We start from the raw sequence: 25,597 nt of genomic DNA on the forward strand, positions 1-25,597 counted from the left end.
GCTGACCACACCCGACGGCGGGTCCGGGGGCGCGAGCTCCCGGGCCCGCCGTCGGGTCTGCGCAGCCTGTTCCGGGGGCGGCGGACCGGGGTGGGCAGGCTCGATCCCGGGACGCCGGTGCAGCAGAGTGGACGCCGACGCCGCACACCGCGGCCGGCGAGAACGAGGGAGAGGGCCGATGGCCACGACAGACGCCCAGGCCGGTGGGGGGACCGGGCCGGACGGCGTCCCGTACGCAGTGGAGCTGCGGGGCATCACCAAGCGCTTCCCCGGCGTGGTGGCCAACCGGGACATCGAGCTGCGGGTCCGCCGCGGCGAGGTGCACGCGATCGTCGGGGAGAACGGCGCCGGCAAGTCGACGCTGATGAAGACCCTCTACGGCATGCACCGCCCCGACGAGGGCACCATCCTCCTCGACGGGCGCGAGGTGCACTTCCGCAGCCCGGCCGACGCCATCGCCGCCGGGATCGGCATGGTGCACCAGCACTTCATGCTGGCCGACAACTTCACCGTCCTCGAGAACATCGTCCTGGGCAGCGAGCCCACCCGCGGCGGCCGGCTCGACCGGGCCGAGGCACGCCGGCGCATCGCGGAGATCTCCGACCGCTACGACCTCGGTCTGCGGCCCGAGGTGCTGGTCGAGGACCTCGGCGTCGGCGACCGCCAGCGGGTCGAGATCGCCAAGGTGCTCTACCGCGGCGCCCGGACGCTGATCCTCGACGAGCCCACCGCCGTCCTGGTGCCGCAGGAGGTCGACCAGCTGTTCGGCAACCTCGCCGAGCTCAAGCGGGAGGGCCTGACGGTCATCTTCATCTCGCACAAGCTCGACGAGGTCCGCAAGGTCGCCGACGCGATCACCGTCATCCGGCGCGGGACGACGGTCGGCGAGGCCGACCCGCGGACGACGACCACCCGGCAGCTGGCCGAGATGATGGTCGGCACCGAGCTGCCCTCCCCGGAGACCCGCACCTCCACCGTGCGCGACACCCCCGTCCTGCAGCTGCGCGACATCACCGTGCACAGCGTCGACGGGCGGGCGCTCATCGACGACGTGAGCCTGACCGTCCGCGAGGGCGAGGTGGTCGGGATCGCCGGCGTCGAGGGCAACGGGCAGGCCGAGCTGGTGGACGCGATCATGGGGCTGCGCCCGCTGGCCGCCGGGTCGGTGCTCCTCGGCGACGAGGACATCACCGACTGGAGCACCCGCGCCCGCCGCGAGGCCGGGCTGGGCTTCATCCCCGAGGACCGGCACCGCCAGGGCATGCTGCTCGACGCCCCGCTCTGGGAGAACCGGATCCTCGGCCACCAGACCCGCCCGCCCGCGGTCAAGGGCTTCTTCATCGACCGCCGCGCGTCTCGGGCCGACACCGAGCGGATCATGCGTGAGTACGACGTCCGGGCCCCGGGGCCGGACACGATGGCGGTTGCGCTCTCCGGCGGCAACCAGCAGAAGCTGATCATCGGGCGGGAGATGAGCTCTACGCCGCGGCTGCTCGTCGCCGCGCACCCCACCCGCGGCGTCGACGTGGGCGCCCAGGCGGCGATCTGGGAGCTGCTCAAGGACGCCCGCGCCGGCGGCATGGGCATCCTGCTGATCTCCGCCGACCTCGACGAGCTGATCGGCCTGTCCGACACGCTGCAGGTCATGCTCCGCGGCCGGCTGGTGGCCACCCTCGACCCGGCCAGCGTCACCCCCGAGCAGCTCGGCGGGTACATGACCGGCGCGGTCACCACGGCAGGTGCGGCGTGACCGTTCTCCGGCGTATCGGCCTGGCGCTGCTGGGCCCGGTGCTGGCGATCGCCGCCGCCCTGGTCATCTCGAGCATCGTGATCGCCCTGATCGGCGAGTCCCCGCTCACGGCGTTCCAGGTCATGCTCGACCTCGGCGACACGCCCTCGCAGCAGACGCAGTCGATCGTGGTGATCCTCAACCGGGCGGTCCCGCTGTTCCTCGCGGGTCTCGCGGTGTCCATCGCGTTCCGGATGGGCCTGTTCAACATCGGGGTCGAGGGCCAGTACCGGCTCGCGACGATCCTGGCGGCGGCGGTCGGCGCGGCCGTGGCGCTGCCCGCACCCCTGCACGTCGCGCTGATCGTCGTCGTGGCGGTGGTGGTCGGCGCCCTGTGGGCGGGCATCGTCGCCGTCCTCAAGGTCACCCGCGGGGTGAGCGAGGTCATCAGCTCGATCATGCTGAACTTCGTCGCCCTCGGGCTGGCGTCCTACCTGCTGACGGGGCCGCTGCGCGGCAGCGCGGAGGGCGCCTCCATCGTGACGACCCGGCCCATCCCCGAGTCCGGCTGGTTCCCGGGCCTCAACGGCCTGCTCACCGGCCTGGGCCTCGCCGAGCCGCGCACCGAGCTGTACGGCTTCCTGCTCGTGGCGGTCGTCGTCGGCGTGCTCGTCGCCGTGCTGATCAACCGCACCCGGTTCGGCTTCGACCTGCGCGCCACCGGCCTGTCGCCGTCGGCGGCGACGGCCAGCGGGGTGAGCGCCCGCGGCATGGTGGTCAAGACGATGCTGCTCTCGGGCGCGGTCGCCGGCCTGATCGGCCTGCCCGACCTGCTCGGCGACCAGCACGAGTTCGGCACCCAGTTCAGCGGCGGGCTGGGCTTCCTCGGCATCGCGGTGGCGCTGCTCGGGCGCAACACCCCGGTCGGCATCGTGCTGGCGGCGCTGCTGTTCGCCTTCCTCGACCGCGCGGCCCTGCCGCTGCAGTTCGCCGACATCCCGTCGTCGGTGGTCACGATCATCCAGGGCACGATCGTGCTCGCCGTGGTCATCGCGAACGAGATCGCCCGCCGGCTGGCGCTGCGCTCCGCGGAGCGCGGAGGTGCCTCGGCCGCCGCGCCGGCGCCCGTGGGCGGGCCCTCCGGCGGCGACCGCACCGACGAGCGAGAGGGGGCGCAGGCGTGAGCGCCGTCGTGACCACACCGCCGGCCCCCGGGACCCGCCGCGGGCCGCTGACCGACCTGCTGTCCGGCGGCGGCCGCGGCCGGCGGCTGCTCCTGCTGCTGGCCGCGCTGCTGCTGCTGTTCTCCGTGGTCCGCGCCATCTCCGGCGAGCGGGCGCTGACGTCGTCCTCGACGTTCTCGGCGGCGCTGCTGCTGGCCGTGCCCATCGGGCTGGCCGCGCTCGGCGGGCTGTTCTCCGAGCGCGCGGGCGTGGTCAACATCGGCCTCGAGGGCATGATGATCCTCGGCACCTGGGGGGCCGGCTGGGCCGGCTACCAGTGGGGCTGGGGGGCGGCGCTGCTCGGCGGAGTGGTCTTCGGCGCGGTCGGCGGGCTGCTGCACGCGCTGGCCACCGTGACCTTCGGCGTGGACCACGTGGTCTCCGGCGTGGCGATCAACATCCTCGCCGCGGGCATCGTGCGGTTCCTCTCCGAGCTGCTCTACGTCGACAACCCGGCCGGCGGTGGCGCCGCGCAGTCGCCGCCGTTGTCCGGCCGGCCGCCGTCCTTCTCCCTGCCGCTGCTGTCCTCCGGCCCGGACCTGCTCGGGTCGCTGGAGGAGCGCGGCTGGTTCCTGATCAGCGACCTCGCCGGGCTGATCCGCGGGCTGACCAGCGGCGTCGGCGTGCTGACGCTCATCGCGGTGCTGCTGATCCCGGTGTCCTACCTGATCCTGTGGCGGACGTCGTTCGGGCTGCGCCTGCGCTCGTGCGGGGAGAACCCGGCCGCCGCCGACAGCCTCGGCGTCCCCGTCTACCGGCTCAAGTACATCGCCGTGGTCATCTCCGGCGCGCTGGCCGGGCTGGGCGGGGTCTTCCTGGTGTTCATCGCGAACATCTACCGGGAGGGGCAGACCGGCGGGCGCGGGTTCATCGGACTGGCCGCGCTGATCTTCGGCAACTGGCGGCCCGGAGGCCTGGCGGCCGGCGCCGGCCTGTTCGGCTTCTCCGACGCGCTGCAGCTGCGCAGCCGGTCGGCCGTCGTGGCCCTGCTGCTGCTGGCGGCCCTCGTGCTCGTGGGCGTGGCGATCTGGCAGGCCATGCGCGGGCGGATCCTGCAGGCGGTGCTCGCGGGCGTCTTCGCCGTCGCCGGGCTGGTCGGCTTCCTGCTCATCGACCAGTTCCCGCCGGGGATCGTCTTCTTCACGCCGCACGTCACGACGCTGCTGGTGCTGTCGCTGGCGTCCCAACGGCTGCGCATGCCCAAGGCCGACGGCGTGGTCTACCGACGAGGAGAGCACTAGTGGTGTCACCCAACTGGGACGAGCTCCGCAGCGCGGCCCGCGAGGCGATGACGCACGCCTACGCGCCGTACTCCAAGTTCCCCGTGGGCGTGGCCGGGCTGGTCGACGACGGCCGGATCGTCACCGGCTGCAACGTGGAGAACGCCTCGTACGGGCTGGGCCTGTGCGCCGAGTGCGGCATGGTCAGCGACCTGGCCCGCACCGGTGGCGGCCGGCTGGTCGCCGTCGCCTGCGTGGGTGGCGACGGGCAGCCGCTGATGCCGTGCGGGCGCTGCCGACAGCTGCTGTGGGAGCACGGCGGCGCCGACATGCTCATCGAGACGGTGTCGCTCGGCATCGTGCCGATGCGCGAGGTGCTGCCCGACGCGTTCGGTCCCGACGACCTGGTCGCGGCCGGGGTGATCGAGCCCCGATGAGCACGTTCGACGCCATCGACGTCATCCGGGCCAAGCGGGACGGCGCCGCGCTCTCACCGGAGCAGATCCGCTGGGTGATCGACGCCTACACGCGCGGCGCCGTCCCCGACGAGCAGATGAGCGCCCTGCTCATGGCGGTCTTCTTCCGCGGGATGGCGCCGGACGAGCTCGCCGTCTGGACGCAGGCGATGATCGACTCCGGCGAGCGCAAGGACCTCTCGCCGCTGGGCCGGCCGACCGCGGACAAGCACTCCACCGGCGGGGTCGGCGACAAGATCACCCTGCCCCTGGCGCCGCTGGTGGCCGCCTGCGGGGTGGCCGTGCCGCAGCTGTCCGGCCGCGGCCTCGGGCACACCGGCGGCACCCTGGACAAGCTCGAGGCGATCCCCGGCTGGCGGGCCGACGTGCACGAGGAGGCCTACCTGGCGCAGCTGCGCGAGGTGGGCGCGGTCATCTGCGCGGCCGGCAACGACCTCGCGCCGGCGGACAAGAAGCTCTACGCGCTGCGCGACGTGACCGGCACGGTCGAGTCGATCCCGCTGATCGCCAGCTCGATCATGAGCAAGAAGATCGCCGAGGGCGCCGACGCGCTGGTGCTCGACGTGAAGACCGGCTCGGGCGCCTTCATGAAGGAGCCGGACCTCTCCCGCGAGCTGGCCCGCACGATGGTCGGCCTCGGAGAGGCAGCCGGGGTCCGCACGGTCGCCCTCGTGACGGCGATGGACCGGCCGCTGGGCCGCGCCGCCGGCAACGCCGTCGAGGTGGCCGAGTCGGTCGAGGTGCTGGCCGGCGGCGGCCCGGCGGACGTCGTCGAGCTGACCCTGGCCCTGGCCCGGGAGATGCTGGCCGGTGCCGGACGCTCCGACGTCGACCCCGCGGACGCGCTGCGCGACGGGCGGGCGATGGACGTCTGGCGGCGGATGATCCGCGCGCAGGGCGGCGACCCCGACGCCCCGCTGCCGCAGCCGGCGGAGAAGCACGTCGTCCCCGCCCCGGCCACCGGCACCCTGACCCGGCTGGACGCCTACGCCGTCGGCGTGGCCGCGTGGCGGCTGGGCGCCGGCCGGGCCCGCAAGGAGGACCCGGTGTCGGCGGCGGCGGGTGTGACCTGGACGGCGGCCGTGGGCGAGCGGGTGAGCGCCGGCCAGCCGCTGCTGGAGCTGCACACCGACGACCCGGCCCGCATCGACCGCGCGCTCGAGGCGCTGGAGGGCGCGATCGGCGTCGACACCGACGACGCCGTCCTGCCCCTGCTCATCGACCGCATCACCGCCTGACCGGAGGGGATCGGCGCGCGTAACGCGCACGAATCCCCTCCGCTCACGGGGACGCAGGTCATAGGGGCACACTGACCTCCCGTGACGCGTTCCTCCTCGGCCCCGGTGCTGGGCGCCGACGCCGGCCCGGTGGACCCCGCCGCGGCCATCTCCATCCGCGGGCTGGTGAAGCGCTACGGCGAGTTCACCGCCGTCGACGGGCTGGACCTCGACATCCGCCGCGGCGAGATCTTCGCCCTCCTCGGACCCAACGGCGCCGGCAAGACGACGACGGTGGAGATCTGCGAGGGCTACCGCGACCGGGACGCCGGCGAGGTCCTGGTGCTGGGGGAGGACCCCGCGGACGGCGACCGGGCCTGGAAGGCGCAGCTGGGCATCGTGCTGCAGTCGGGCGCCGGCGACAGCCAGCTCACCTGCCGCGAGCTGCTGCGCGCCCAGGCCTCGTACTACGCCGATCCGCGCGACCCCGACGAGGTGCTCGAGCTGGTCGGGCTGACCGAGAAGGCGCGCGCCCGCGGGCGCTCGCTGTCGGGCGGCCAGCGGCGCCGGCTGGACGTCGCCCTCGGCATCGTCGGGCGGCCGACCCTGCTGTTCCTCGACGAGCCGACCACCGGGTTCGACCCGGAGGCGCGGCGGCAGTTCTGGTCGCTGATCCGCTCGCTGCGCGACCTGGGCACCACGATGCTGCTCACCACCCACTACCTCGACGAGGCCGAGGCGCTCGCCGACCGGGTCGGGGTGATCGCGCGGGGCCGCCTGGTGGAGGTCGCGGTCCCGTCCGCGCTGGGCGGCCGCGAGACGGCGCCGGCGGTGGTCAGCTGGACCGAGGGCGGCGCGCGCCGCACCGAGGCCACGGCGACGCCGACGGCGTTCGTGCGCGAGCTGGCCGCGCGGTTCCCGGGGGAGATCCCCGACCTGGCGGTGGCCCGGCCGACCCTCGAGGACGTGTACCTGCGGATGATCGGAGACGCCTCGTGACCGCGCTTGAGCGGCCGCTGCCCTCTGTGGCGAGCGTGTGGCGGACCCGGGCCGGGGTGGAGCTCAAGGAGTTCTTCCGGCAGCGCGAGTCCGTCGTCTTCACCCTCGCCTTCCCGGTGATCCTGCTGCTGGTATTCGGCGCCGTGCTGGACTACGACATCGGTTCCGGCGTGAGCTTCACGCAGTACTTCATGGCCGGGGTGATCGCGGCCGGCATCCTGGGCGCGGGCCTGCAGAACATGGCGATCAGCATCGCCACCGAGCGCTCCGACGGCACCCTCAAGGGCCTCGCCGGCACGCCGATGCCCAAGAGCGCCTACTTCGTCGGCAAGGTCGTGCAGGTGCTCGCCGTCACGGCGGCGATCATCGTGATCCTGCTGTTCGTCGGGACCGTCTTCTACGACGTGCCGCTGCCCTCGGGCGGCGACTGGGTCACCTTCGCGTGGGTCGCCGTGCTCGGCTCGGCGGCCTGCACGCTGCTGGGCATCGCCGTGTCCAGCCTGGCGAAGAACGGCCGGTCGGCCTCGGCGACGATCACACCGATCGCGCTGGTCCTGCAGTTCATCTCGGGCGTCTTCTTCCAATTCAGCCAGGTGCCGACGTGGCTGCAGACCATCGCGTCGTTCTTCCCGCTCAAGTGGATGGCACAGGGGCTGCGGTCGGTGTTCCTGCCCGACGCGCTGGCCGCGCAGGAGCCGGCCGGGTCGTGGGAGCTGGGCCGGGTCGCGCTGGTGCTCGCCGTCTGGTGCGTCGCCGGGCTGGTCCTCTGCGTCCTGACCTTCCGCTGGCAGGACAAGCGCTGACCACGGACGCCCCATGTTCTCGCTACGTGACCCAAGTCGCAGCGCATCCGAATTGAAGCGGAACCCGAACGACCCGAACGAGGAGGCGTGCCTACGTCCGTCGTTGCCCTCGCCATCCTGGCCCTCGTCGGTGTGCCCGGCTACGTGTACAAGCGTCTCCGACCCGGTCCTGAGGAGGGGACGTCCAACAACGAGTCAAATCTGAGCGAAGTGCTCCAACTCGTCTTCTTCGGTCTCACCTGCGCATTCGGCGGCGTTCTGGTCACGCTGTATGCGCTGCCGGGCGTGTGGTCTGGTGTTGTTGCTGACGTGGATGAAGGGGCTTCACTGAGCCGAGAGGACATGTTCAATCTTGGATTCCTGGCACTCGTCGCGTTCGTCGGATCCCTGCTGAGCGCATTGCTCTTCGCAGGTGTCGTGCGGCTGGCCGGGACTCGGGACCGCAATGTCCGCTTGGAGGCATGGGATCGGAAGCATCCCGTTAAGGCGGGACTCGTACTCGCGGGAACTGCGCTAGCCCTTGTTGCCGCCATCGTTACGTTCGGCCGCGTCTGGATCGAGTAGCGATCTTGTTGCCCGTAGGCCCATCGAGACGTTGAAGTACCGTCCGGAGGTGCCTAGCCCGCTGAACGCCGACTCGCTGCGCCGCGCCCCCAAGGTCCTGCTGCACGACCACCTGGACGGCGGGCTGCGGCCGCAGACGGTGCTCGAGCTGGCCGACGAGGCGGGCTACCGCGACCTGCCCGCCGACGACGCCGCATCCCTCGGGCTGTGGTTCCGGCGGGCCGCCGACTCCGGCTCGCTGGTGCGCTACCTGGAGACGTTCGCGCACACCGTGGCCGTGATGCAGCGGCCCGAGGCGGTACAGCGGGTGGCCCGCGAGTGCGCCCTCGACCTCGCCGCGGACGGCGTCGTGTACGCCGAGGTCCGCATGGCCCCGGAGCTGCTCACCGGGGGCATGGCGATCGAGGCTGCGGTCGAGGCCATGCTCGACGGCTACGCGACCGGCATGAAGGAGGCGGCGACCCCGATCACCGTGGGCACCCTGCTGTGCGCCATGCGGCAGAACGACCGGTGGGACGACGTGGCCGGTCTCGTCGTCCGCTACCGCGACGCCGGTGTGGCCGGCTTCGACCTCGCCGGCCCGGAGGACGGCTTCCCGCCCGACCGCATCCCCTCGGCGATCGCCCTGCTCGACCGGGCCGGCGCCCACCGCACCATCCACGCCGGCGAGGCGGCCGGTGTGGAGTCGATCCGGGCGGCGCTCGACGGTGCGCGCGCCGAGCGGCTCGGCCACGGCGTCCGCATCGCCGACGAGGTGGGGGAGGACGGTTCGCTGGGCCCGGTGGCGCGACGGGTGCGCGACGAGCAGGTGCCGCTCGAGGTGGCGCCGTCGTCCAACGTGCAGACCGGCGTCTGCGGCACGCTCGCGGAGCACCCGGTCGACCGGCTGCGCCGGCTCGGCTTCGCCGTCACCCTCAACACCGACAACCGGCTGATGAGCGGAGTGTCGGTCACCAGCGAGCTCACCGACGTCGCGACGACGTTCGGCTGGACCTGGGACGACGTCCAGACCGTCACCGAACGGGCGCTGGCCGCGGCCTTCGCCGACGACGCCGAGAAGGCGCGGCTGCTCGCCGACGTCGTCCGCCCGGGGTACGCGGCGCTGCGAGCCTGATCACGCCCGGAATCTCCGGGTGATCGTCGCTGCTAACGTAGGCGTACCGGCACAAGGCCGGTCATCCTCCCGGACGGTTTGTCCGGGGACGAGCGCATCCGTGCAGATCCCGCGTTCCACACCTGGGCGCAGACGATCGCCAAGTGAGGACGCCGGTAGTTGCGGCGGCCCTCCTCTTTCACGGGACGCGTTCCGAGCAGTATCGGAGCCCCACCCCGCATGACTTTGTTCCACCCTGTGTCGTTCGAGTCGGACGACGCCGAGAACACCACCGAGAACACCACCCAGGACACCGTCGAGGCCCCTACCGGCCCGACCTTCGGCCAGCTGGGCCTGCCCCAGCAGCTGGTGACCGCACTCGAGCGGCGCGGCATCCGCCACCCGTTCGCGATCCAGGCCTCCGCCCTCCCCGACGCCCTCGCGGGCCGCGACGTGCTGGGCAAGGCCGCCACCGGCTCGGGCAAGACCCTGGCCTTCGGCCTGCCGCTGCTGGCCCGCATCGGCCAGGACGTCCGGCACGGCCGCCGCGCCCCGCGTGGACTGGCCCTCGTGCCGACCCGCGAGCTGGCCCAGCAGGTGCACGACAACCTGGCCCCGCTCGGTCAGTCGATCGGCGTCCAGCTCGCCACCGTCTACGGCGGCGCACCCATGTACCGCCAGATCCAGCAGCTGCGCCGCGGGGTCGACGTCGTCATCGCCACCCCCGGGCGCCTGCAGGACCTGATCAACCAGGGTGAGGCCACGCTCGCCGAGGTCGTCGTGACGGTCCTGGACGAAGCCGACTTCATGGCCGACCTGGGCTTCCTGCCCGTGGTCAAGGAGCTGCTCGACCAGACCACCCGGGACGCCCAGCGGCTGCTGTTCTCGGCCACGCTGGACGGCGAGGTGGACACGCTGGTCCGCCGTTACCTCAAGGACCCGGCCCGGCACGAGGTCAAGCGTGCCGGGGACGACGCCCCGCCGGCCGAGCACCTCGCCTTCAGCCTGGCGTTCCGCGACAAGCTGCAGGTGGCCACCGAGCTGGCCGGGCGCCCCGGCCGGACGATCGTGTTCGCCCGCACCCAGCTCGGCGTCGACCGGCTGGCGGAGAACCTCAAGGCCGCGGGGATCCGCGCCGAGGCCATCCACGGCGGACTTCCGCAGTCGGCGCGCAAGCGCGCCCTGCAGGAGTTCACCGACGCCCGGTCGCCGGTGCTCGTCGCGACCGACGTCGCCGCCCGCGGCATCCACGTGGACGACGTCTCGCTGGTCCTGCACTACGACCCGCCGGCGGACTCGAAGACCTACCTGCACCGCTCGGGCCGCACGGCCCGCGCCGGTGCCGGCGGTGTCGTCGTCTCGCTGCTCCTGCCCGACCAGGTGGGCCAGGCCAAGCGCCGGTTCCGCCAGGCCAAGGTCGACCCGGCCGTGAGCCGGATCCGCCCGGGCGACGCCCCGATCACCGAGCTCGTCGCCAGCGGCGTGCCGGTCGAGCCGGTGGAGCGCCCGGCGCGGGAGCACCGGCCGCGCACCGGCGGCCCGCGGCGTCCGCGCCGCGAGGGCGACCGGCCGCGCCGGGACGGCGAGCGCCGTCCGGGCGGCTACCGCGGCCAGGGCCGCCGGCCGAACGACCGCACCGCTCGCTCCGCCTGATCAGTCCGCGCTTTGTCGCGATCAGGTATGCGTACCTGATCGCGACAAAGCGCGTTCTCAGTCACGCCAGACGAGGGCGCCGGTGACGGCGCCGACCACCTCGTCCCAGTCGCGCTTGATCGCGGCCGCCTCGTCGGCGGGCAGCGTCGCGCCGGGGTCGCGCTCCGAGCGGGCCACCGCCCGGCCCAGCGGCGTCGAAGGCGCCAGCAGCTCGTCGACCCGCTTGAGTCCGGCGTACTCGGCGATGTCCCGGACGCCCTCGATCGGCTGCACGAACGCCCGGTGGTCGACCAGCCCGGCCGCGCCGTCGGCCACCTCGGTGAGCACCTCGGTCAGCTCGGTGAGGTCGTAGCGGTCCTGCTCGGCGGGCAGCGGCAGGGTGTCGGTGTCGGCGACCTCCGGCCACGAGGCGATCTCGGTGAGGTCGTGCTCCTCGGAGCCGGAGAGGAACCGCGCAAGGTCGGTGGGGGTGTCGAAGACGAAGATCTCGCCGTCGCGGCCGAGGAAGCGGGCGACGTCCTCGACGTAGCAGCGCAGCGTGACCCCGGCGGCCCCGGGGACGACGACCTCCACCGGCAGGATGCCGACGGCCTCCCAGAACTCCTGCGCGGCGGCGACCGCGGCCGGTGACGCGGTGATCCGGCTGCCGCCGCGGATCGTGCTCACGCCAGTGGTGGGCGCGGCCGGAGCGGCCGCGACCTCCTCGGCCTCCTCGGCCTGCTCCTGGAGCTCCTCGGGCTCGGCCTCGTCGACGGCCTCGGCCTCGGATGCGGCCGGGTAGTCCTCCAGGCGCACCGTGCCGCCGCCGGTCCAGTCCAGGTGCTCGGAGAGCTCCTCGACGACGTCCTCCCACAGCTCGTCGAGCGCGCCGCCGACGCCCACCCAGGCGTCCTCCCCGGACCGGCCGACGAAGGCCTCCACGCCCAGGCCCAGCGAGCCGACCTCGGGCCGGCCGACCAGCTCGGCGACCGCCTCGAACTGGCCCTCGGCCTCCTCGTCGTCGTCCTCGTCGCCGGTGTCCAGGCACTCGGCCAGCCGGCCGACGATGTCGATCGTCGCGGCGAGCTCCTCCACCGCCCAGCGGTCGGGATTCTCCGCGGCGATGTCGTAGACGCCGTCGAGGTCGTAGCGGTGGTCGTCGTCCGGGGTCAGGTCGGCCGCGCCCAGCCCGACGACGACCGGCCAGACCGGGTGGTCGGCCAGGTCGTGGTCGCTGCGGGTGCGGCAGAACGCGGCCAGCGCGCCCGGGGTCGGGAAGAGGTGGACCTTGGCGGTGTCGTCCTCGGTGGTGCCGAGGAACGCCTGCCACTCCTCGCCGTCCTCCTCCCAGGGCGGCGCCCACAGGGTGTAGCCGGTGCGGTCGTCGAGGGTGAGGGCGATGGGGACGATGCTGGGCCTGGCCACGGGCCCATCCTGCCGAACGGGCCTGGGACCGTGCGTTCAGACCCCCATGGGATGCCAGACGGTTTTCGTCTCCAGGAACGGCGTCATGCGCGACAGCCCGGGGTCGGCGGTCCAGTCCTCGGGGGCCGCCCGCAGCACCCGCTTGATGGTGCCCGCCGCCTCGCGCTCGAACTCCATCGCCCGCCCGGCGGGGGCACCGGTCAGGTCGATGCCGTCGACGTCGGCGTGCTCGGCCAGCCAGGGCCCCAGCTCGGGGGCGTCCCCGGTGAGGATGTTGACCACGCCGGCCGGGACGTCGCTGGTGGCCAGCACCTCGCCGAGGGTGACGGCCGGCAGCGGCCGCTCCTTCGAGCTGACGACGACGGCGGTGTTGCCGCCGGCCAGCACCGGCGCGAGCACGCTGACCAGCCCCAGCAGCGAGGACTCCTGCGGCGCCAGGACGGCGACGACGCCGGTCGGCTCGGGCAGGCTGAAGTCGAAGTACGGGCCCGCGACCGGGTTGGCCCCGCCGAGCACCGACGCCAGCTTGTCGGTCCAGCCGGCGTACCAGACCCAGCGGTCGATGGCGGCGTCGACGGCGGCCCGCGCCTTCGGCGCCGACAGCCCCTCGCCGGCCGCGACCTCCGCGCAGAACTGCTCGTGCCGGCCCTCCATCACCTCGGCCACCCGGTAGAGCACCTGGCCGCGGTTGTAGGCGGTCGCGCCCGACCACTTGGCGAAGGCGGCGCGGGCGGCGACGACGGCGTCCCGGGCGTCCTTGCGCGAGGCGAGTGCGGCGTTGGCGAGGAAGCTGCCCTTGGCGTCGGTCACCTCGTAGGTGCGGCCGGACTCCGAGCGCGGGAAGGCTCCGTTGACGTAGAGCTTGTAGGTCTTGCGGACGGCGAGCCGCTCGGTCACTTGGTCCCCTTCAGGTACGCCGCCAGCCCGTGCCGGCCGCCCTCCCGGCCGTAGCCGGACTGCTTGTAGCCGCCGAAGGGCGACGTCGGGTCGAACTTGTTGAACGTGTTGGCCCACACCACGCCGGCCCGCAGCTGGTCGGCGATCTTGAGGATCCGCGACCCCTTCTCCGTCCAGATGCCGGCCGAGAGCCCGTAGGTGGTGTTGTTCGCCTTGGCCACCGCCTCGTCGGGCGTGCGGAAGGTGAGCACGGACAGCACCGGGCCGAAGATCTCGTCGCGGGCGATCCGGTGGGCGGGGGAGACGTCGGTGAAGACGGTCGGCGGGAACCAGAAGCCCCGCTCGGGCAGCTCGCAGGCCGGCTGCCACTTCGACGCGCCCTCGGCCTCGCCGATCTCCGACAGCTCCCGGATCCGCGCCAGCTGCTCGGCGGAGTTGATGGCGCCGATGTCGGTGTTCTTGTCCAGCGGGTCGCCCACGCGCAGCGTGCCGATCCGCCGCTGCAGGCTCGCGATGACCTCGTCGTGGATCGACTCCTGCACCAGCAGCCGGGAGCCCGCGCAGCAGACGTGGCCCTGGTTGAAGAAGATCCCCTGGACGATCCCCTCGACCGCCTGGTCGATCGGGGCGTCGTCGAAGACGATGTTCGCCGCCTTGCCGCCGAGCTCGAGGGTCAGCTTCTTGCGGGTGCCGGCGACCGCGCGGGCGATCCGGCGGCCCACCTCGGTCGAGCCGGTGAAGGCGACCTTGTCGACGTCCCCGTGCTCGACGACGGCGCGGCCGGTGTCGCCGGCGCCGGTCACGATGTTGACCACGCCGGGCGGCAGGTCGGCCTGCCGGCAGATCTCGGCGAACAGCAGGGCGGAGAGCGGCGTGGTCTCGGCCGGCTTGAGGACGACGGTGTTGCCGGTGGCGAGCGCCGGGGCGATCTTCCACGCCAGCATGAGCAGCGGGAAGTTCCACGGGATGACCTGGCCGGCCACGCCGAGCGGCTGCGGGTTCGGGCCGAGGCCGGCGTAGCCGAGCTTGTCGGCCCACCCCGCGTGGTAGAAGAAGTGCGCCGCCGCCAGGGGCACGTCGACGTCCCGGGACTCGCGGATCGGCTTGCCGTTGTCCAGCGACTCCAGGACGGCGAACTCGCGGGCCCGCTCCTGCAGCAGCCGGGCGATGCGGAACAGGTACTTGCCGCGGTCGGCCGGGCGCATGGGACCCCAGACCTTGGTGAACGCGCGCCGGGCGGCGCGGACCGCGCGGTCGACGTCGGCCTCGGTGCCGGTCGCGATCTCGGAGAGGACCTCCTCGGTCGCGGGGTTGACGGTCTTGAACGACTCACCATTGCCGTCGACGAACTCGCCGTCGATGAACAGGCCGTAGGACGGCGCGATGTCGACGATCGACCGCGACTCGGGGGCGGGGGCGTACTCGAACACGGTCATCAATCCACGCTCACGTGGTCGGGGCCGGAGTAGTGGCCGGTGCGGAGCTTCTGCCGCTGCAGGAGCAGGTCGTTGAGGAGGCTGGAGGCGCCGAAGCGGAAACAGTCGGGGGTCAGCCAGTCGGCGCCGGCCGTCTCGTTGACCAGGACGAGGTGCTTGACGGCGTCCTTCGTCGTCCGGATGCCGCCGGCGGGCTTGACCCCGATCTGCCGCCCGGTGGCGGCGCGGAAGTCGCGGACCGCCTCGAGCATCACCAGGCAGACCGGCAGGGTCGCGGCGGGGGAGACCTTGCCGGTCGAGGTCTTGATGAAGTCGGCGCCGGCGAGCATCGCCAGCCAGCTCGCCCGCCGCACGTTGTCGTACGTGACCAGCTCGCCGGTCTCGAGGATGACCTTGAGGTGCGCGTCCCCGCACGCCTCCTTCACCGCGACGATCTCGTCGTAGACGTCGAGGTAGCGGCCGGCGAGGAACGCGCCGCGGTCGATGACCATGTCGATCTCATCGGCGCCGTTGGCCACGGCGTCCTTGACGTCGGCGAGCTTGACCGCGCGGCCGGCCCGGCCGCTGGGGAACGCGGTGGCGACCGCGGCGACGTGGATGCCGGTTCCCTCTAGTGCCTTCTTGGCGACGCCGGCGAGGTCGCCGTAGACGCAGACGGCGGCGACCTGCGGCGTGGTGAGGTCGGTCGGGTCGGGACGGCGGGCCTTGGCGGCGAGGCTGCGCACCTTGCCCGGGGTGTCCGCACCCTCGAGCGTGGTCAGGTCGACCATCGAGATCGCGGTGTCGATGGCCCACGCCTTGGCCGTGGTCTTGATCGAGCGGGTGCCGAGGACCGCCGTCCGCGCCTCCGCGCCCACCTGGTCGACGCCCGGCAGGCCGTGGAGGAAGGCGCGGAACGCCGAGTCGGACCGGGTGACGTCGTCGTACGGCGGCATGGGCCCGGCGATGGGCCGCGCGTACGCCGACGGCGCGTCGGGCTCGAGCACGTGGGTCATGCCGATCATTGTCCCCTGGCCGCTGTCCAGCTTTCGATGCTGCTCACCCCGCGGTGTCAAGACCGACCGGCGATCTGTGGACAGGCTTCTGAGCTGGGCATTCAGCTCGCGGAATGGCTTCTCGGAAAGTAGTATTCGCACATGTGTTCGAGTGATGCCGAGGACGGCGACCTGCACGGGTTGACCGCGTCGGAGCTGCTCGACCGCACGCGGGCACTGGTCGCCGAGCGGAACCGGATCGACGCCGAGCTGGCGCGCACGGTCCGCGTCGCGGACAACCGGCAGGCCTTCGCCGGGGACGGGATGGCCACGGCGCAGTCGTGGCTGCGCGGGCACTGCCGGCTCTCGGGTGCCGCCGCGCAGGTGGTGCGCAACGGGCGGGTGCTGGAGCAGCTGCCCGCGGTGGCCGCGGCGCACGCGGCCGGGGAGCTCACCGCCGATCAGGTGGCCGTGATCGCCAGGATCACCGGGCGGCGGCCGGCCGCGCTGATCGCGCAACGGGACGGCGACCTGGCCGGCATCGCCGGCGTGCTCGCCCGCTTCGCCGCCGGGCACAAGCACGAGGAGCTGGTGCGGCTGGTGCACACCCTGCTCGAGCGGCTCGACGAGGACGGCCCCGAGCCCGATCCGACCGAGGAGCGGTTCCTGTCCTTTGCCGAGCACGCCGACGGGTCGGGCACCGGCCGCTTCCACCTCGACGCCCTCGGCATGGAGAAGCTGCAGGCGGCGATCGAGTCGATCCTGCAGGCCCACCGGCCCGCCGGCGATGCGCGGACCCAGCCGCAGCGGAACGCCGACGCCCTGGTGCAGCTGGCCGACATCCACCTCGGCTGTGGCACGCTGCCGCTGCTGCGCACCGTCAAGCCGCACGTCGCGGTCAAGATCGGTTCCGCCGACCTGGCCGATCCCGCCGTGGGCCGGGGCGCCGCGGAGGCGATGTTCGGCGGGGTGGTCTCCGCCGCCCGGGCCCGGCAGGTGGCCTGCGACGCCGAGCTGCGCCGCTACCTGTGCACCGCCGACGGTGAGCTGCTCGACCTGGGCCGCGGCCCCGCTGCAGGGGCCCGCGCCGAGCATGCGAGGCGTGGGGGGCAGCGGGGTCCTTTCATTCGCCGGCTGCGGGGCCCCGCACTACTGGTGCGAGGTTCATCACGTGATCCATTGGCTGTTCGGCGGCGAGACCGACCTGGAGAACTCCGGGCTGCTGTGCGAGCGGCACCACACCCAGGTGCACCACGGCTTCCGCATCGAGCGAGATACCGCCGGCCGATGGCACACCTACCGCCCCGACGGCACCGAGATCCTGGTGATCCGGCCAACCGCCGACGACCCGAGGCTCGCCCGCGCCGGCTGATCGAGACGGTGCCGCAACGGGCGTGTGTCAGCGTGGAGTCATGGCGACCGCGACCCGGCACCCTCTGCTGACCTGGACCACGGCCGTACCCCTGCTCTCCCTGATCGTGCTCGCCGCCACGTGGGGCCGGTCGTTGCCCCTCGTCGTCGAGCTCCTCGTCGCGGTCGTGCTGATGGCCGCGGTGCTGGCCGCCGTCCACCACGCCGAAGTGGTCGCGCACCGGGTCGGGGAGCCGTTCGGATCGCTGGTCCTCGCCGTCGCGGTGACGGTCATCGAGGTGGCGCTGATCGTGACGCTGATGATCTCCGGCGGGGAGGAGGCGGCGTCGCTGCCGCGGGACACCGTCTTCGCCGCCGCGATGATCACCTGCAACGGCATCGTCGGCATCTCGGTGCTGCTCGGCGCGCTGCGGCACAACGTGGTCGTGTTCAACGCCGAGGGCACCGGCGCCGCGCTGGCCACGGTGACGACGCTGGCCGTCCTCAGCCTCGTGCTGCCGACCTTCACCATCGGTCGGCAGGGGCCGCAGTTCTCGCCGGCCCAGCTCGCGTTCGCCGCGGTCGCCTCCCTGGTGCTCTACGGCGCTTTCGTGCTCACCCAGACGGTGCGGCACCGTGACTTCTTCCTTCCCGTGGCGACGGGCGGTGCCCCGGTGGAGGACGAGCACGCCGAGCCGCCGACCGCGCGCGCGGCGCTGACCAGCCTGGGGCTGCTGATCGTCGCGCTCGTGGCCGTCGTAGGGCTGGCGAAGGTGGAGTCGCCGGCGATCGAGGACGCCGTGGCCGGGGTGGGGTTCCCGCAGTCGTTCGTCGGCGTGGTCATCGCGCTGCTCGTGCTGGCCCCGGAGACGCTGGCCGCCGCGCGCGCCGCCTGCCGCGACCGGCTGCAGATCAGCCTGAACCTGGCCTTCGGGTCGGCCATGGCCAGCATCGGTCTCACCATCCCCGCGATCGCCATCGCCTCGATCTGGCTGGAGGGGCCGCTGCTGCTCGGGCTGGGGGCCACGCAGACGGTCCTGCTCGCCGTCACCGTCGTCGTCGGGATGCTGACCGTCGTCCCCGGGCGCGCGACCCGCCTGCAGGGCGTCGTCCACCTGGTGCTGCTGGCGGCCTTCCTCTTCCTCGCCGTCAACCCGTGAGCCGCAGCATGCTGCGGGCGCCGCGCTGGAACTCGTGGTCGACCTCGACCACGTCGGCGCGCAGTCCGGCCGCCGCCAGTCCGTCGGCGAGCGTGCTCAGCAGGTCCGGCAGGGGCCGGCCGGCCTGGTCGACCAGCGGGTAGACGCGCACCTCGTGGCCGACCCGCGCCAGCTCCCGCAGCGCGGCGAGGTGGAAGGCGGCGTCCAGCCGGTCGGCGTAGGTGAACAGCAGGTGCGAGGAGAGCGCCAGGTCGAACGCGCCGTCCCGGAAGGGCAGGTGCGGCAGGACCGCCGCGACGTGCCGTCCGGGTCGGGCGGTCAGGTCCTCGGCGAACAGGCGGGCGGACTCCGTGCGAGTCCGGGCGAGCCCGTCCACCGACCCGTGGAAGTCACAGACGTAGCGCTCGGCGTTGGCCGCCGCCCACGCGCGGCCGCGGGCGAGCTCGGCGGTCAGCCGTGCGGTGAGCTCGCCGGCGGGAGCCGCGTACACCGGGTCGACCGCGACCACGTCGGCGCCGAGGCAACGGGCGGCGGCGCCGAAGGACGCGCCGCCGCCGGGGCAGTCCAGGACCCGCCCCCGCAGGTCGGCGTCGCTCAGCGCGAACATCGCCCGGTACTCGGCGAAGGAGCGGGCGCTGATCAGGTAGTCGCCGATGTCGGTGGCGCCCCGGAGGCCGGTCACCGACCGGCGGGCCCCCTCGTCATGCCGGGATCGTGCCAGCGCCGATAGCCCCGGCGCACCCGGCCGATACGGTGTCGCGCGTGCAGCTGACCGTCGTCGACCACCCGCTGGCCCGTGCCCGGCTCTCCCGCATGCGGGACGAGCGGACCGACAACGCGAACTTCCGGGCCTCGCTGCGGGACCTCACGCAGATGCTGATGTACGAGGCGACCCGCGACCTGCAGCTGGCCGAGGAGCCGATCACCACGCCGGTCACCGACACGACCGGCTACCGGCTGGCCGCGCCGCCGCTGATCGTGCCGGTGCTCCGGGCGGGGCTCGGCATGGCCGACACCGCGCACCGGATGCTGCCCGAGTCGCAGATGGGCTTCGTCGGCCTGGCCCGCAACGAGGAGACCTTCCAGCCGGAGGCCTACATGGCCTCGCTGCCGGAGTCGCTGGTCGGCCGCGAGGTGTTCGTCCTCGACCCGATGCTGGCCACCGGGGGCTCGCTGGTGCACTGCTGCGGCCTGCTCACCGGCCGGGGTGCCACGTCGATCTCCGTGCTCTGCGCGCTCGCCGCCCCGGAGGGGCTCAAGCGGCTGGAGGAGAGCGGCCTGCCGCTGCGGGTGTTCACCGCCAGCGTCGACCACGGCCTGAACGACAAGGCCTACATCGTTCCCGGCCTCGGCGACGCGGGCGACCGCCAGTTCGGCGCGGTCTGATGCGCTTCGGCGTCCTCGGCACCGGCTTCTGGGCCGAGCAGATCCACGCCGCGAGCCTGGCCGAGCACGCGGACGCCGAGCTGGTCGGCGTGTGGGGCCGCGACCTCGCCAAGGCCAAGGCGGTCGGCGCGCAGTTCGACGTCCCCGGCTACGCGGACGTCGACGCGCTGCTCGCCGACGTGGACGCCGTCTCCTTCTCCGTGCCGCCCGCCGTCCAGGTGCCGCTGGCGATCCGCGCCGCCGAGGCGGGCAAGCACCTGCTGCTGGAGAAGCCGATCGCGCTCACCCTCGAGGACGCCGACCGCCTCGTCGCCGCCGTCCGGGACAACGGGGTGGCCTCCGTCGTCTTCTTCACCTTCCGGTTCCAGCCGGGGACGGCGACTTGGCTGGCCCAGGCGGCGCGGACCAAGCTGATGGGCGGCGCCGGCAGCTGGCTCGGGAACCTCTACGAGCCGGGCAGCCCGTTCGCCGACTCGCCGTGGCGCAAGGAGCAGGGCGCGCTGTGGGACATCGGCCCGCACGCGCTGTCGCTGTTCATCCCGGCGCTGGGCCCGGTGACAGCGGTGCAGGCCGGCGCCGGGCTCGGCGACACCGTCCACCTTGTGCTGCACCACGAGTCCGGCGCGGCCTGCACCGTGACGCTCTCGCACACGGTCGCGACCATGTCGAGCGGCATGGAGTTCTTCGTGCACGGCGACGCCGGCCGGATCACCCTGCTGCCCGAGGAGCGCGCGGCCAAGGCCGCGCACTCGGTCGCGGTCGAGGAGCTCACAGCGGCGGCGGTCACCGGCGGCACCCACCCGTGCGACGTCGGCTTCGGCCGCGAGGTGGTCGCCGTCCTCGCCGCCGCGCAGCGGGCGCTGGACTCCGGCTGCCGCGAGCCCGTCGCGCGCTGAGGCGCGGTCGCGGTCGAGCACCGGGCGGGCCGGAACGGGCGAGTCGTGGGCTTCGGGCAGTGGTACGTGCGCCGCGGGAGCATCGACTCCTTCCTCCGGTCAACGTGCTCGTCGCGCACGTCGTCCTCGTGCCGGGGATGAGCGCGACCGTCACCCGGCTGCACGACCGCGGCCACTCCGCCTGGTGGCTGTGCTGGGGACTGGTGCCCGTTCTCGCGCCCGCGGTCAGAGGCCGAGGGCGGCGGCCATCTCGGCGCGCAGCTGCTCCAGCTCCTCCTCGCCCCGGCCGCGGGCGGCGATGACGCCGGCGTCGTCGTGCACGGGGACGACGGTCTCCAGGTAGGCCTTGAGCTTCGGCTCGGTGCCGCTGGGGCGCACGATCACCCGGACGCCGTCCCCGAGCAGCCGGACGGCGTCCACCGCCGGCTCCTCGGTCAGCAGGTCGGCGAACTCCACCGGGCGGCCGAGCAGCGTGGCCGGCGGCCGCGCCCGCAGCCGCGCCATCGCGCCGGCGATCAGGGAGAGGTCCTCGACGCGCACCGACAGCTGCCCGGTCGCGAACAGCCCGTGCTCCCGGGCCAGCTCGTCGAGCCGGTCGAGCAGCGTGCGGCCGTCCGCCTTGAGCTCGGCGGCCAGCAGCGCTACCGCCAGCGCCGCGGAGATGCCGTCCTTGTCGCGGGCCACGGACGGCGTCACCGCGTAGCCCAGCGCCTCCTCGTAGCCGAACACCAGCGGCGCCTCGTCGGATCCGGCCCGCATGATCCATTTGAAGCCGGTGGGCGTCTCGGCGGACGGGACGTCGTGCGCCTCCGCCAGCGCGTGCAGCAGCGAGCCGCTGACCAGCGAGGACGCGTACGTCCCGCGCAGGCCGCGGCGCAGCAGCCAGTCGGCCAGCAGCCCGCCGACCTCGTCGCCGGTCAGCTGCCGCCCGTCGCACACCACGGCGCAGCGGTCGGCGTCCGGGTCCTCGGCGATCGCCACGTCGGCGTGTATGCGCTCCGCCAGCGCCCGCAGCAGGTCGGTCGCGCCCGGCTCCTCGGGGTTCGGGAAGGCGACCGTCGGGAAGGCCGGGTCGGGTCGGTCCTGCTCCGGCACGCTCACCGGCTCGGGCAGCCCGGCCGCGGCGAAGACCGCGCGCGTGGTGTCCGCGCCGACGCCGTGCATCGCGGTGTAGGCCATGGTCAGCGATCCGCGCCCGGGCACCCGGTCCGGTTCGAGCGCGGCCACCACCGCGGCGACGTAGTCGGCCTCGACTTCGTCCCCGAGGGTGTGCCAGTCGTCGCTGCGGGGGACGTCCTTGGCGGCGCCGACGGCGGCGATCGCCGCCTCGATCCGCGCGTCGGCCGTCGGCACGAGCTGGCGGCCGTCGCCGAGGTAGACCTTGTAGCCGTTGTCGTCGGGCGGGTTGTGGCTCGCGGTCACCATCACGCCCGCGACGCAGCCGAGGTGCCGGACGGCGAAGGACAGCACCGGCGTCGGCAGCGCCTTCGGCAGCACCTGGACGGCGAAGCCGGCGCCGGCGAGCACCTCGGCGGTGATCCGCGCGAACTCGTCGGAGCGGCGCCGCCCGTCGTAGCCCACGACCACCCCGCCGCCGGCGGAGCCCTCCTGCGCCAGGTACGCGCCGAGCCCGGCCGCCGCGCGGGTCACCACCGCGGCGTTCATGCCCGCCGGCCCGGCCCGAAGCGGTCCGCGGAGCCCCGCCGTCCCGAAGGTCAGCGGGCCGGCGAACCGTCGCGCCAGCTCCTCGACGTTCTCGGCCTGGATGAGCGCGGCGATCTCGGCGCGGTCGCCCTCGTGCGGGTCGTCGTCGGCCCAGTCCCGGGCGAGGTCGAGCAGGTTCACGGCTCCTCCGGGGCGGCGACCTTCGCCTCGATGACGTCGGCGTCGAACGCCGGCAGCACGTACTCGCCACCGACGCGCGCGTGCACCGGGTCGGCGAGGTCCGGCTCGCCGTGCACCTCGACCAGCGCCGCGGCGTAGACCTCGGCGTCGTCGGCCGGTTCGTAGCCGAGCGCCCGGGCCGCCGAGAGGTCCCACCAGTTGCGCGTGTTGGCCGAGACGCCCCAGACGACGGCGAAGCCGGGGGCGGGCGCGGTCAGCGCGGCGTCGACCAGCGCGACCGTGTCGGCGGGGGAGAGCCAGGTCGACAGGTGGCGGGTGTTGGTCGGCTCGGGGAAGGCGCTGCCGATCCGAAGGCAGACGACGTCCATGCCGTAGCGGTCGGCGTAGAGCGAGCCGAGCGCCTCGAGGGCCACCTTGGCCGCGCCGTAGTAGGTGTCCGGCCGGGGCGGCGCGTCGGCCTCGCGCAGCAGCCCGGCGCCGGGCCGCGGGGTGAAGCCGGTGGCGTGGTTGCTGCTGGCCAGCACCGCCCGCCGGACGCCGGCCCGGCGGGCGGCCTCCAGGGCGCAGTAGGTGGTCTCGATGTGCCCGCGGCTGATCGCCGGCCAGGTCGACTCGCCGGAGTTGCCGGCCAGGTGCACCACCGCCGAGGCGCCCTCGGTGGCGTCGACCATCGCCTCCAGGTCGGCGGCGTCGGCGACGACGTGCTCCTCACCGGGGCGGGTGTCCACGATCGGCACCACGTCGAGGCAGCGCACCGCCCAGCCCCGCTCCGGCAGCCCCCCGCGCAGCACCGTGCCGATGCGCCCGGCCGCGCCGGTCACCAGCACGGTCCCGCTCACGGCAGACGCCCGATGAACTCCACGAGGAACCGCCCCAGCCGCCCCGCGGCCGCGCGGCCGGCCGCCAGCACCTCCTGGTGGTCCAGCGGCTCACCGGTGATCCCGGCGGCGGCGTTGGTCACCATCGACAGGCCCAGCACGTCCATCCCGGCCGCCTTGGCCGCGATCGCCTCCAGCGCCGTGGACATGCCGACCAGGTCGGCGCCGAGGCTGCGCAGCATCCGGATCTCGGCCGGCGTCTCGTAGTGCGGGCCGGGCAGCGCGGCGTACACGCCCTCGGTCAGCGACGGGTCGATCTCGCGGGCCAGCGCGCGCAGCCGGGTGGAGTAGAGGTCGGTGCAGTCGACGAAGTGCGCGCCCACCAGCGGGGACGACGCGGTGAGGTTGATGTGGTCGCTGATGAGCACGGCCTGGCCGACCTGGTGCTCGGGCGCCAGCCCGCCGGCCGCGTTGGTGAGGATCACCGTCCGCGCGCCGGCCGCCGCGGCGGTCCGCACGCCGTGCGCCACCGCCTGCACGCCGCGGCCCTCGTACAGGTGGGTGCGGCCGAGGAAGAGCAGCACGCGCTGGTTGCCGACGCGCACCGACCGCACCTCCCCGCCGTGGCCGATCGCCGTGGGCGCGGCGAAGCCGGGCAGCTCGGCGATGGCGACGGAGGCGCGCGCGGGGCCGAAGGCGTCCGCGGCCGGCGCCCAGCCCGAGCCCATGACGACGGCGACGTCGTGCTCCGACTCGAGGGCTGCGGTCAGGTCCGCGGCCGCGACGGTGGCCAGCTTGGCGGGATCGAATCCGGGCAGGGGCTCCACGGACGGCACGCTAACGCAGCGCCCGCCGCCGGTCCCCGGCACTCGCACCTCAGCTGCCCCACGTGGGCGTGTGCGCGCGGGACGGGTAACCCGCACCCGCACCATTCCGCCGTGCAGCGCATGGACATCGACGGGGTCCCGGTCCTCACCGCGCCCGGGCCGGACCGCATCACCGCCGTCCTCACCTTCGGGGTCGGCCTCCGCGACGAGACGTTCGCGACGATCGGCGTCACCCACCTCATCGAGCATCTGGTGATGGGCGCGCTGCCCAAGTCGCACCTGGACTGCAACGCGATGGTCGACCTCGACCTCACCGCCTTCTACGCCACCGGCCGGCCGGACGCCGTGCGGACGTTCCTCGAGACCGTCTGCCGGGCGATCACCGACCTGCCCACCGAGCGGATGGCGCTCGAGGTCGGCGTCCTGCAGGCTGAGAACTGCGCGGGCGCGCACCCCACCGTCGCCGCGCTGCTCGGCGCCCGGTACGGGCTGCGCGGCCCCGGGCTCGCGGTCGCCTCGGGACCGGGTCCCGAGTTCCTCACCGAGGACGTCGTCCGCGGGCATGCCCGCCGCTGGTTCGTGCGGGAGAACGCCGCGCTGTGGTGCCACGGCGGGCTGCCCGCGGACCTGACCTTGCCGCTCCCGTCGGGCCCGCGCCCGCAGCGGCCGATGCCGGCGCCGCGCCCCCAGTCCGGTCCGGCCTGGACCCAGGCGCCCATGGGGGACGGCGCCGGCCTCCTGCTCGCCGGCCCGCCCCGCGACCCGGCGCTGTCCCTCGGGCTCGAGGTGCTGCAGGAGCGGCTGACCGACGTCGCCCGCACCGCCCGCGGCCTGAGCTACTCGACCGGGCTGGAGGTCGTGGACGCCGGCCCCGGCCGCCGCGAGACGGCGCTCTACGTCGACGCCCGCGAGGGCCAGGCCGGCGAGGTCGGCCGGATCCTCTGGGAGCAGTTCGCCGCACTCTGGCGCACCGGCCCGACGCCCGAGGAGCTGGCGCACGCCGTCGCGGGCTTCGAGGAGGAGCTCGACGGCGACGCCGACGCGTTCGTCTGCGGCGAGCTGGCCGCCGCCGCGTACAGCGAGCTGGGCGGCCTGCCGTTCCTGCCCGGGCGCGACGCGCTCGCCGCCTGGCGGGCGGTCACCCCGGAGCAGGTGGCGGCGGCGCTGGGCGCCGCGGCGGCCACCGCGCTGCTCGTGGTGCCGCAGGACGCCACGCTGCGCAGCGCCCTGGGCGGCATCGACCGGCGCTCCTTCTGCGGCGTGGTGCCCGTCGCGCCGGTCGGCCGGGAGTTCCGCCCCTCGGCGCTCAAGCGGGCCTTCGACCGGAGCGCCCGGATGCGCTACGTCGTCTCGGACGCCGGCCTCGCCGAGGTGGACGTGGACGGCGACGTCCACTTCTCCCCGTGGTCGGAGATCGAGGCGGTGCTGCCGGACGACGCCGGCGAGGGCTTCCTGGTCGTCACCCGGGACGTCTGCCTGTTCCCGGTGGATCCCGCCGTCCACGGCCGCGCGGCCTGCGCGGCGATCCGGGCGCACCTGCCCGAGCACCTGTGGGTGCGCCGGCCCGCGGTGCCGGTGGACGGCCGGCAGGTCGAACCGGTCGGTTGACCAGGCCGAGGGAGGCCGA

At 73.9% G+C, this 25,597-nt stretch carries 24 protein-coding genes and 1 pseudogene; 17 read left to right on the forward strand and 8 right to left on the reverse strand.

All coding sequences use genetic code 11. The features are described from left to right. Nucleotides 1–178: 178 nt before the first annotated feature. From ACWIYF_RS04635 to ACWIYF_RS04680, 10 genes are all read left to right on the forward strand, one after another. Complete coding sequence (locus tag ACWIYF_RS04635; protein WP_448626942.1) at nt 179–1,750, forward strand: ABC transporter ATP-binding protein; 1,572 nt, start codon at nt 179–181, stop codon at nt 1,748–1,750. After that, the gene (locus ACWIYF_RS04640; protein ID WP_448626943.1) at nt 1,747–2,913 is read left to right on the forward strand and encodes an ABC transporter permease; all 1,167 of its coding nucleotides are present in this window, start codon (nt 1,747–1,749) and stop codon (nt 2,911–2,913) included. The genes ACWIYF_RS04635 and ACWIYF_RS04640 overlap by 4 nt, the downstream gene beginning before the upstream one ends. Continuing rightward, nucleotides 2,910–4,193 (forward strand): ABC transporter permease, encoded by a 1,284-nt coding sequence (locus ACWIYF_RS04645; protein ID WP_448626944.1) that lies wholly within the window; start codon nt 2,910–2,912, stop codon nt 4,191–4,193. The genes ACWIYF_RS04640 and ACWIYF_RS04645 overlap by 4 nt, the downstream gene beginning before the upstream one ends. After that, on the forward strand, nt 4,193–4,609 hold the full coding sequence (locus tag ACWIYF_RS04650) for a cytidine deaminase (RefSeq protein WP_448626945.1): 417 nt from the start codon (nt 4,193–4,195) through the stop codon (nt 4,607–4,609). The genes ACWIYF_RS04645 and ACWIYF_RS04650 overlap by 1 nt, the downstream gene beginning before the upstream one ends. After that, entirely contained in the window at nt 4,606–5,886 is a 1,281-nt protein-coding gene (locus tag ACWIYF_RS04655) for a thymidine phosphorylase (RefSeq protein WP_448626946.1), read from the forward strand. The genes ACWIYF_RS04650 and ACWIYF_RS04655 overlap by 4 nt, the downstream gene beginning before the upstream one ends. A gap of 81 nt (nt 5,887–5,967) precedes the next feature. Then, on the forward strand, nt 5,968–6,864 hold the full coding sequence (locus ACWIYF_RS04660) for an ABC transporter ATP-binding protein (RefSeq protein ID WP_448626947.1): 897 nt from the start codon (nt 5,968–5,970) through the stop codon (nt 6,862–6,864). Further along, entirely contained in the window at nt 6,861–7,667 is an 807-nt protein-coding gene (locus tag ACWIYF_RS04665) for an ABC transporter permease (RefSeq protein WP_448626948.1), read from the forward strand. The genes ACWIYF_RS04660 and ACWIYF_RS04665 overlap by 4 nt, the downstream gene beginning before the upstream one ends. Before the next feature lie 87 nt (nt 7,668–7,754). Continuing rightward, a complete protein-coding gene (locus tag ACWIYF_RS04670) occupies nt 7,755–8,231 on the forward strand; it encodes a DUF6338 family protein (RefSeq protein WP_448626949.1) in 477 nt (158 codons plus the stop codon). A gap of 49 nt (nt 8,232–8,280) precedes the next feature. Next, a complete protein-coding gene (locus ACWIYF_RS04675) occupies nt 8,281–9,345 on the forward strand; it encodes an adenosine deaminase (RefSeq protein ID WP_448626950.1) in 1,065 nt (354 codons plus the stop codon). A 219-nt stretch (nt 9,346–9,564) separates the two neighbouring features. Then, nucleotides 9,565–10,977, forward strand: coding sequence for a DEAD/DEAH box helicase (locus ACWIYF_RS04680; protein WP_448626951.1), 1,413 nt, complete (start codon nt 9,565–9,567; stop codon nt 10,975–10,977). A gap of 57 nt (nt 10,978–11,034) precedes the next feature. Here ACWIYF_RS04680 and ACWIYF_RS04685 read toward each other — a convergent pair whose 3' ends face one another. The 4 genes from ACWIYF_RS04685 to deoC are packed head-to-tail and all read right to left on the reverse strand — an operon-like array spanning nt 11,035 to nt 15,709. Further along, the gene (locus ACWIYF_RS04685) at nt 11,035–12,381 is read right to left on the reverse strand and encodes a hypothetical protein (RefSeq protein ID WP_448626952.1); all 1,347 of its coding nucleotides are present in this window, start codon (nt 12,379–12,381) and stop codon (nt 11,035–11,037) included. 36 nt (nt 12,382–12,417) lie between these two features. After that, nucleotides 12,418–13,278 carry an aldehyde dehydrogenase family protein gene (locus ACWIYF_RS04690; protein WP_448626953.1) on the reverse strand — a complete coding sequence of 287 codons (861 nt, stop codon included), beginning with the start codon at nt 13,276–13,278 and terminating at the stop codon, nt 12,418–12,420. Further along, nucleotides 13,275–14,714 carry an aldehyde dehydrogenase family protein gene (locus ACWIYF_RS04695; RefSeq protein WP_448626954.1) on the reverse strand — a complete coding sequence of 480 codons (1,440 nt, stop codon included), beginning with the start codon at nt 14,712–14,714 and terminating at the stop codon, nt 13,275–13,277. Before ACWIYF_RS04695 ends, ACWIYF_RS04690 begins: the two co-directional genes overlap by 4 nt. Beyond that, on the reverse strand, nt 14,714–15,709 hold the full coding sequence (gene deoC, locus ACWIYF_RS04700; RefSeq protein WP_448626955.1) for a deoxyribose-phosphate aldolase: 996 nt from the start codon (nt 15,707–15,709) through the stop codon (nt 14,714–14,716). The genes ACWIYF_RS04695 and deoC overlap by 1 nt, the downstream gene beginning before the upstream one ends. Before the next feature lie 141 nt (nt 15,710–15,850). On the opposite strand from deoC, the pseudogene ACWIYF_RS04705 reads away from it, so the two are divergent. From ACWIYF_RS04705 to ACWIYF_RS04715, 3 genes and pseudogenes are all read left to right on the forward strand, one after another. Continuing rightward, nucleotides 15,851–16,648, forward strand: a pseudogene (locus tag ACWIYF_RS04705) (DUF222 domain-containing protein); the annotation flags it as partial. 133 nt (nt 16,649–16,781) lie between these two features. Further along, nucleotides 16,782–17,060 carry an HNH endonuclease signature motif containing protein gene (locus ACWIYF_RS04710; protein WP_448628724.1) on the forward strand — a complete coding sequence of 93 codons (279 nt, stop codon included), beginning with the start codon at nt 16,782–16,784 and terminating at the stop codon, nt 17,058–17,060. Nucleotides 17,061–17,100: 40 nt separating this feature from the next. After that, complete coding sequence (locus tag ACWIYF_RS04715; protein WP_448626956.1) at nt 17,101–18,198, forward strand: calcium:proton antiporter; 1,098 nt, start codon at nt 17,101–17,103, stop codon at nt 18,196–18,198. Here ACWIYF_RS04715 and ACWIYF_RS04720 read toward each other — a convergent pair. Beyond that, a complete protein-coding gene (locus ACWIYF_RS04720; protein ID WP_448626957.1) occupies nt 18,188–18,880 on the reverse strand; it encodes a hypothetical protein in 693 nt (230 codons plus the stop codon). The genes ACWIYF_RS04715 and ACWIYF_RS04720 overlap by 11 nt on opposite strands. An 80-nt stretch (nt 18,881–18,960) precedes the next feature. On the opposite strand from ACWIYF_RS04720, the gene upp reads away from it, so the two are divergent. The 3 genes from upp (at nt 18,961) to ACWIYF_RS04735 (ending at nt 20,782) form a co-directional block, all read left to right on the forward strand. Next, nucleotides 18,961–19,584 carry a uracil phosphoribosyltransferase gene (upp, locus tag ACWIYF_RS04725; RefSeq protein WP_448626958.1) on the forward strand — a complete coding sequence of 208 codons (624 nt, stop codon included), beginning with the start codon at nt 18,961–18,963 and terminating at the stop codon, nt 19,582–19,584. Beyond that, nucleotides 19,584–20,480, forward strand: coding sequence for a Gfo/Idh/MocA family protein (locus ACWIYF_RS04730; protein WP_448626959.1), 897 nt, complete (start codon nt 19,584–19,586; stop codon nt 20,478–20,480). Before upp ends, ACWIYF_RS04730 begins: the two co-directional genes overlap by 1 nt. 104 nt (nt 20,481–20,584) lie before the next feature. Beyond that, nucleotides 20,585–20,782 (forward strand): DUF805 domain-containing protein, encoded by a 198-nt coding sequence (locus ACWIYF_RS04735; RefSeq protein WP_448626960.1) that lies wholly within the window; start codon nt 20,585–20,587, stop codon nt 20,780–20,782. Here the strand turns inward: ACWIYF_RS04735 and ACWIYF_RS04740 are convergent. From ACWIYF_RS04740 to ACWIYF_RS04750, 3 genes are read right to left on the reverse strand one after another with little or no spacing between them, the layout of a single operon-like run. After that, a complete protein-coding gene (locus tag ACWIYF_RS04740) occupies nt 20,706–22,325 on the reverse strand; it encodes a phospho-sugar mutase (protein ID WP_448626961.1) in 1,620 nt (539 codons plus the stop codon). The genes ACWIYF_RS04735 and ACWIYF_RS04740 overlap by 77 nt on opposite strands. Next, nucleotides 22,322–23,164, reverse strand: a complete 843-nt coding sequence (locus ACWIYF_RS04745; RefSeq protein ID WP_448626962.1) for an NAD-dependent epimerase/dehydratase family protein — start codon at nt 23,162–23,164, stop codon at nt 22,322–22,324. The genes ACWIYF_RS04740 and ACWIYF_RS04745 overlap by 4 nt, the downstream gene beginning before the upstream one ends. Next, nucleotides 23,161–23,970, reverse strand: coding sequence for a purine-nucleoside phosphorylase (locus tag ACWIYF_RS04750; RefSeq protein ID WP_448626963.1), 810 nt, complete (start codon nt 23,968–23,970; stop codon nt 23,161–23,163). The genes ACWIYF_RS04745 and ACWIYF_RS04750 overlap by 4 nt, the downstream gene beginning before the upstream one ends. 111 nt (nt 23,971–24,081) lie before the next feature. Between ACWIYF_RS04750 and ACWIYF_RS04755 the strand changes: the two genes are divergently transcribed. Further along, the gene (locus ACWIYF_RS04755; RefSeq protein ID WP_448626964.1) at nt 24,082–25,578 is read left to right on the forward strand and encodes a hypothetical protein; all 1,497 of its coding nucleotides are present in this window, start codon (nt 24,082–24,084) and stop codon (nt 25,576–25,578) included. Nucleotides 25,579–25,597 lie beyond the last annotated feature (19 nt).

It is taken from the genome of Geodermatophilus sp. URMC 64 (genome assembly GCF_053502555.1).

Excerpts from the sequence above, each read along its gene's own strand:
- ACWIYF_RS04635 (WP_448626942.1), top strand. The coding sequence starts at position 179 with ATGGCCACGACAGACGCCCAGGCCGGTGGGGGGACCGGGCCGGACGGC.
- ACWIYF_RS04655 (WP_448626946.1), top strand. The coding sequence starts at position 4,606 with ATGAGCACGTTCGACGCCATCGACGTCATCCGGGCCAAGCGGGACGGC.
- ACWIYF_RS04680 (WP_448626951.1), top strand. The coding sequence starts at position 9,565 with ATGACTTTGTTCCACCCTGTGTCGTTCGAGTCGGACGACGCCGAGAAC.
- ACWIYF_RS04695 (WP_448626954.1), bottom strand. The coding sequence starts at position 14,714 with ATGACCGTGTTCGAGTACGCCCCCGCCCCCGAGTCGCGGTCGATCGTC.
- deoC (WP_448626955.1), bottom strand. The coding sequence starts at position 15,709 with ATGACCCACGTGCTCGAGCCCGACGCGCCGTCGGCGTACGCGCGGCCC.
- ACWIYF_RS04710 (WP_448628724.1), top strand. The coding sequence starts at position 16,782 with ATGCGAGGCGTGGGGGGCAGCGGGGTCCTTTCATTCGCCGGCTGCGGG.
- ACWIYF_RS04715 (WP_448626956.1), top strand. The coding sequence starts at position 17,101 with ATGGCGACCGCGACCCGGCACCCTCTGCTGACCTGGACCACGGCCGTA.
- ACWIYF_RS04730 (WP_448626959.1), top strand. The coding sequence starts at position 19,584 with ATGCGCTTCGGCGTCCTCGGCACCGGCTTCTGGGCCGAGCAGATCCAC.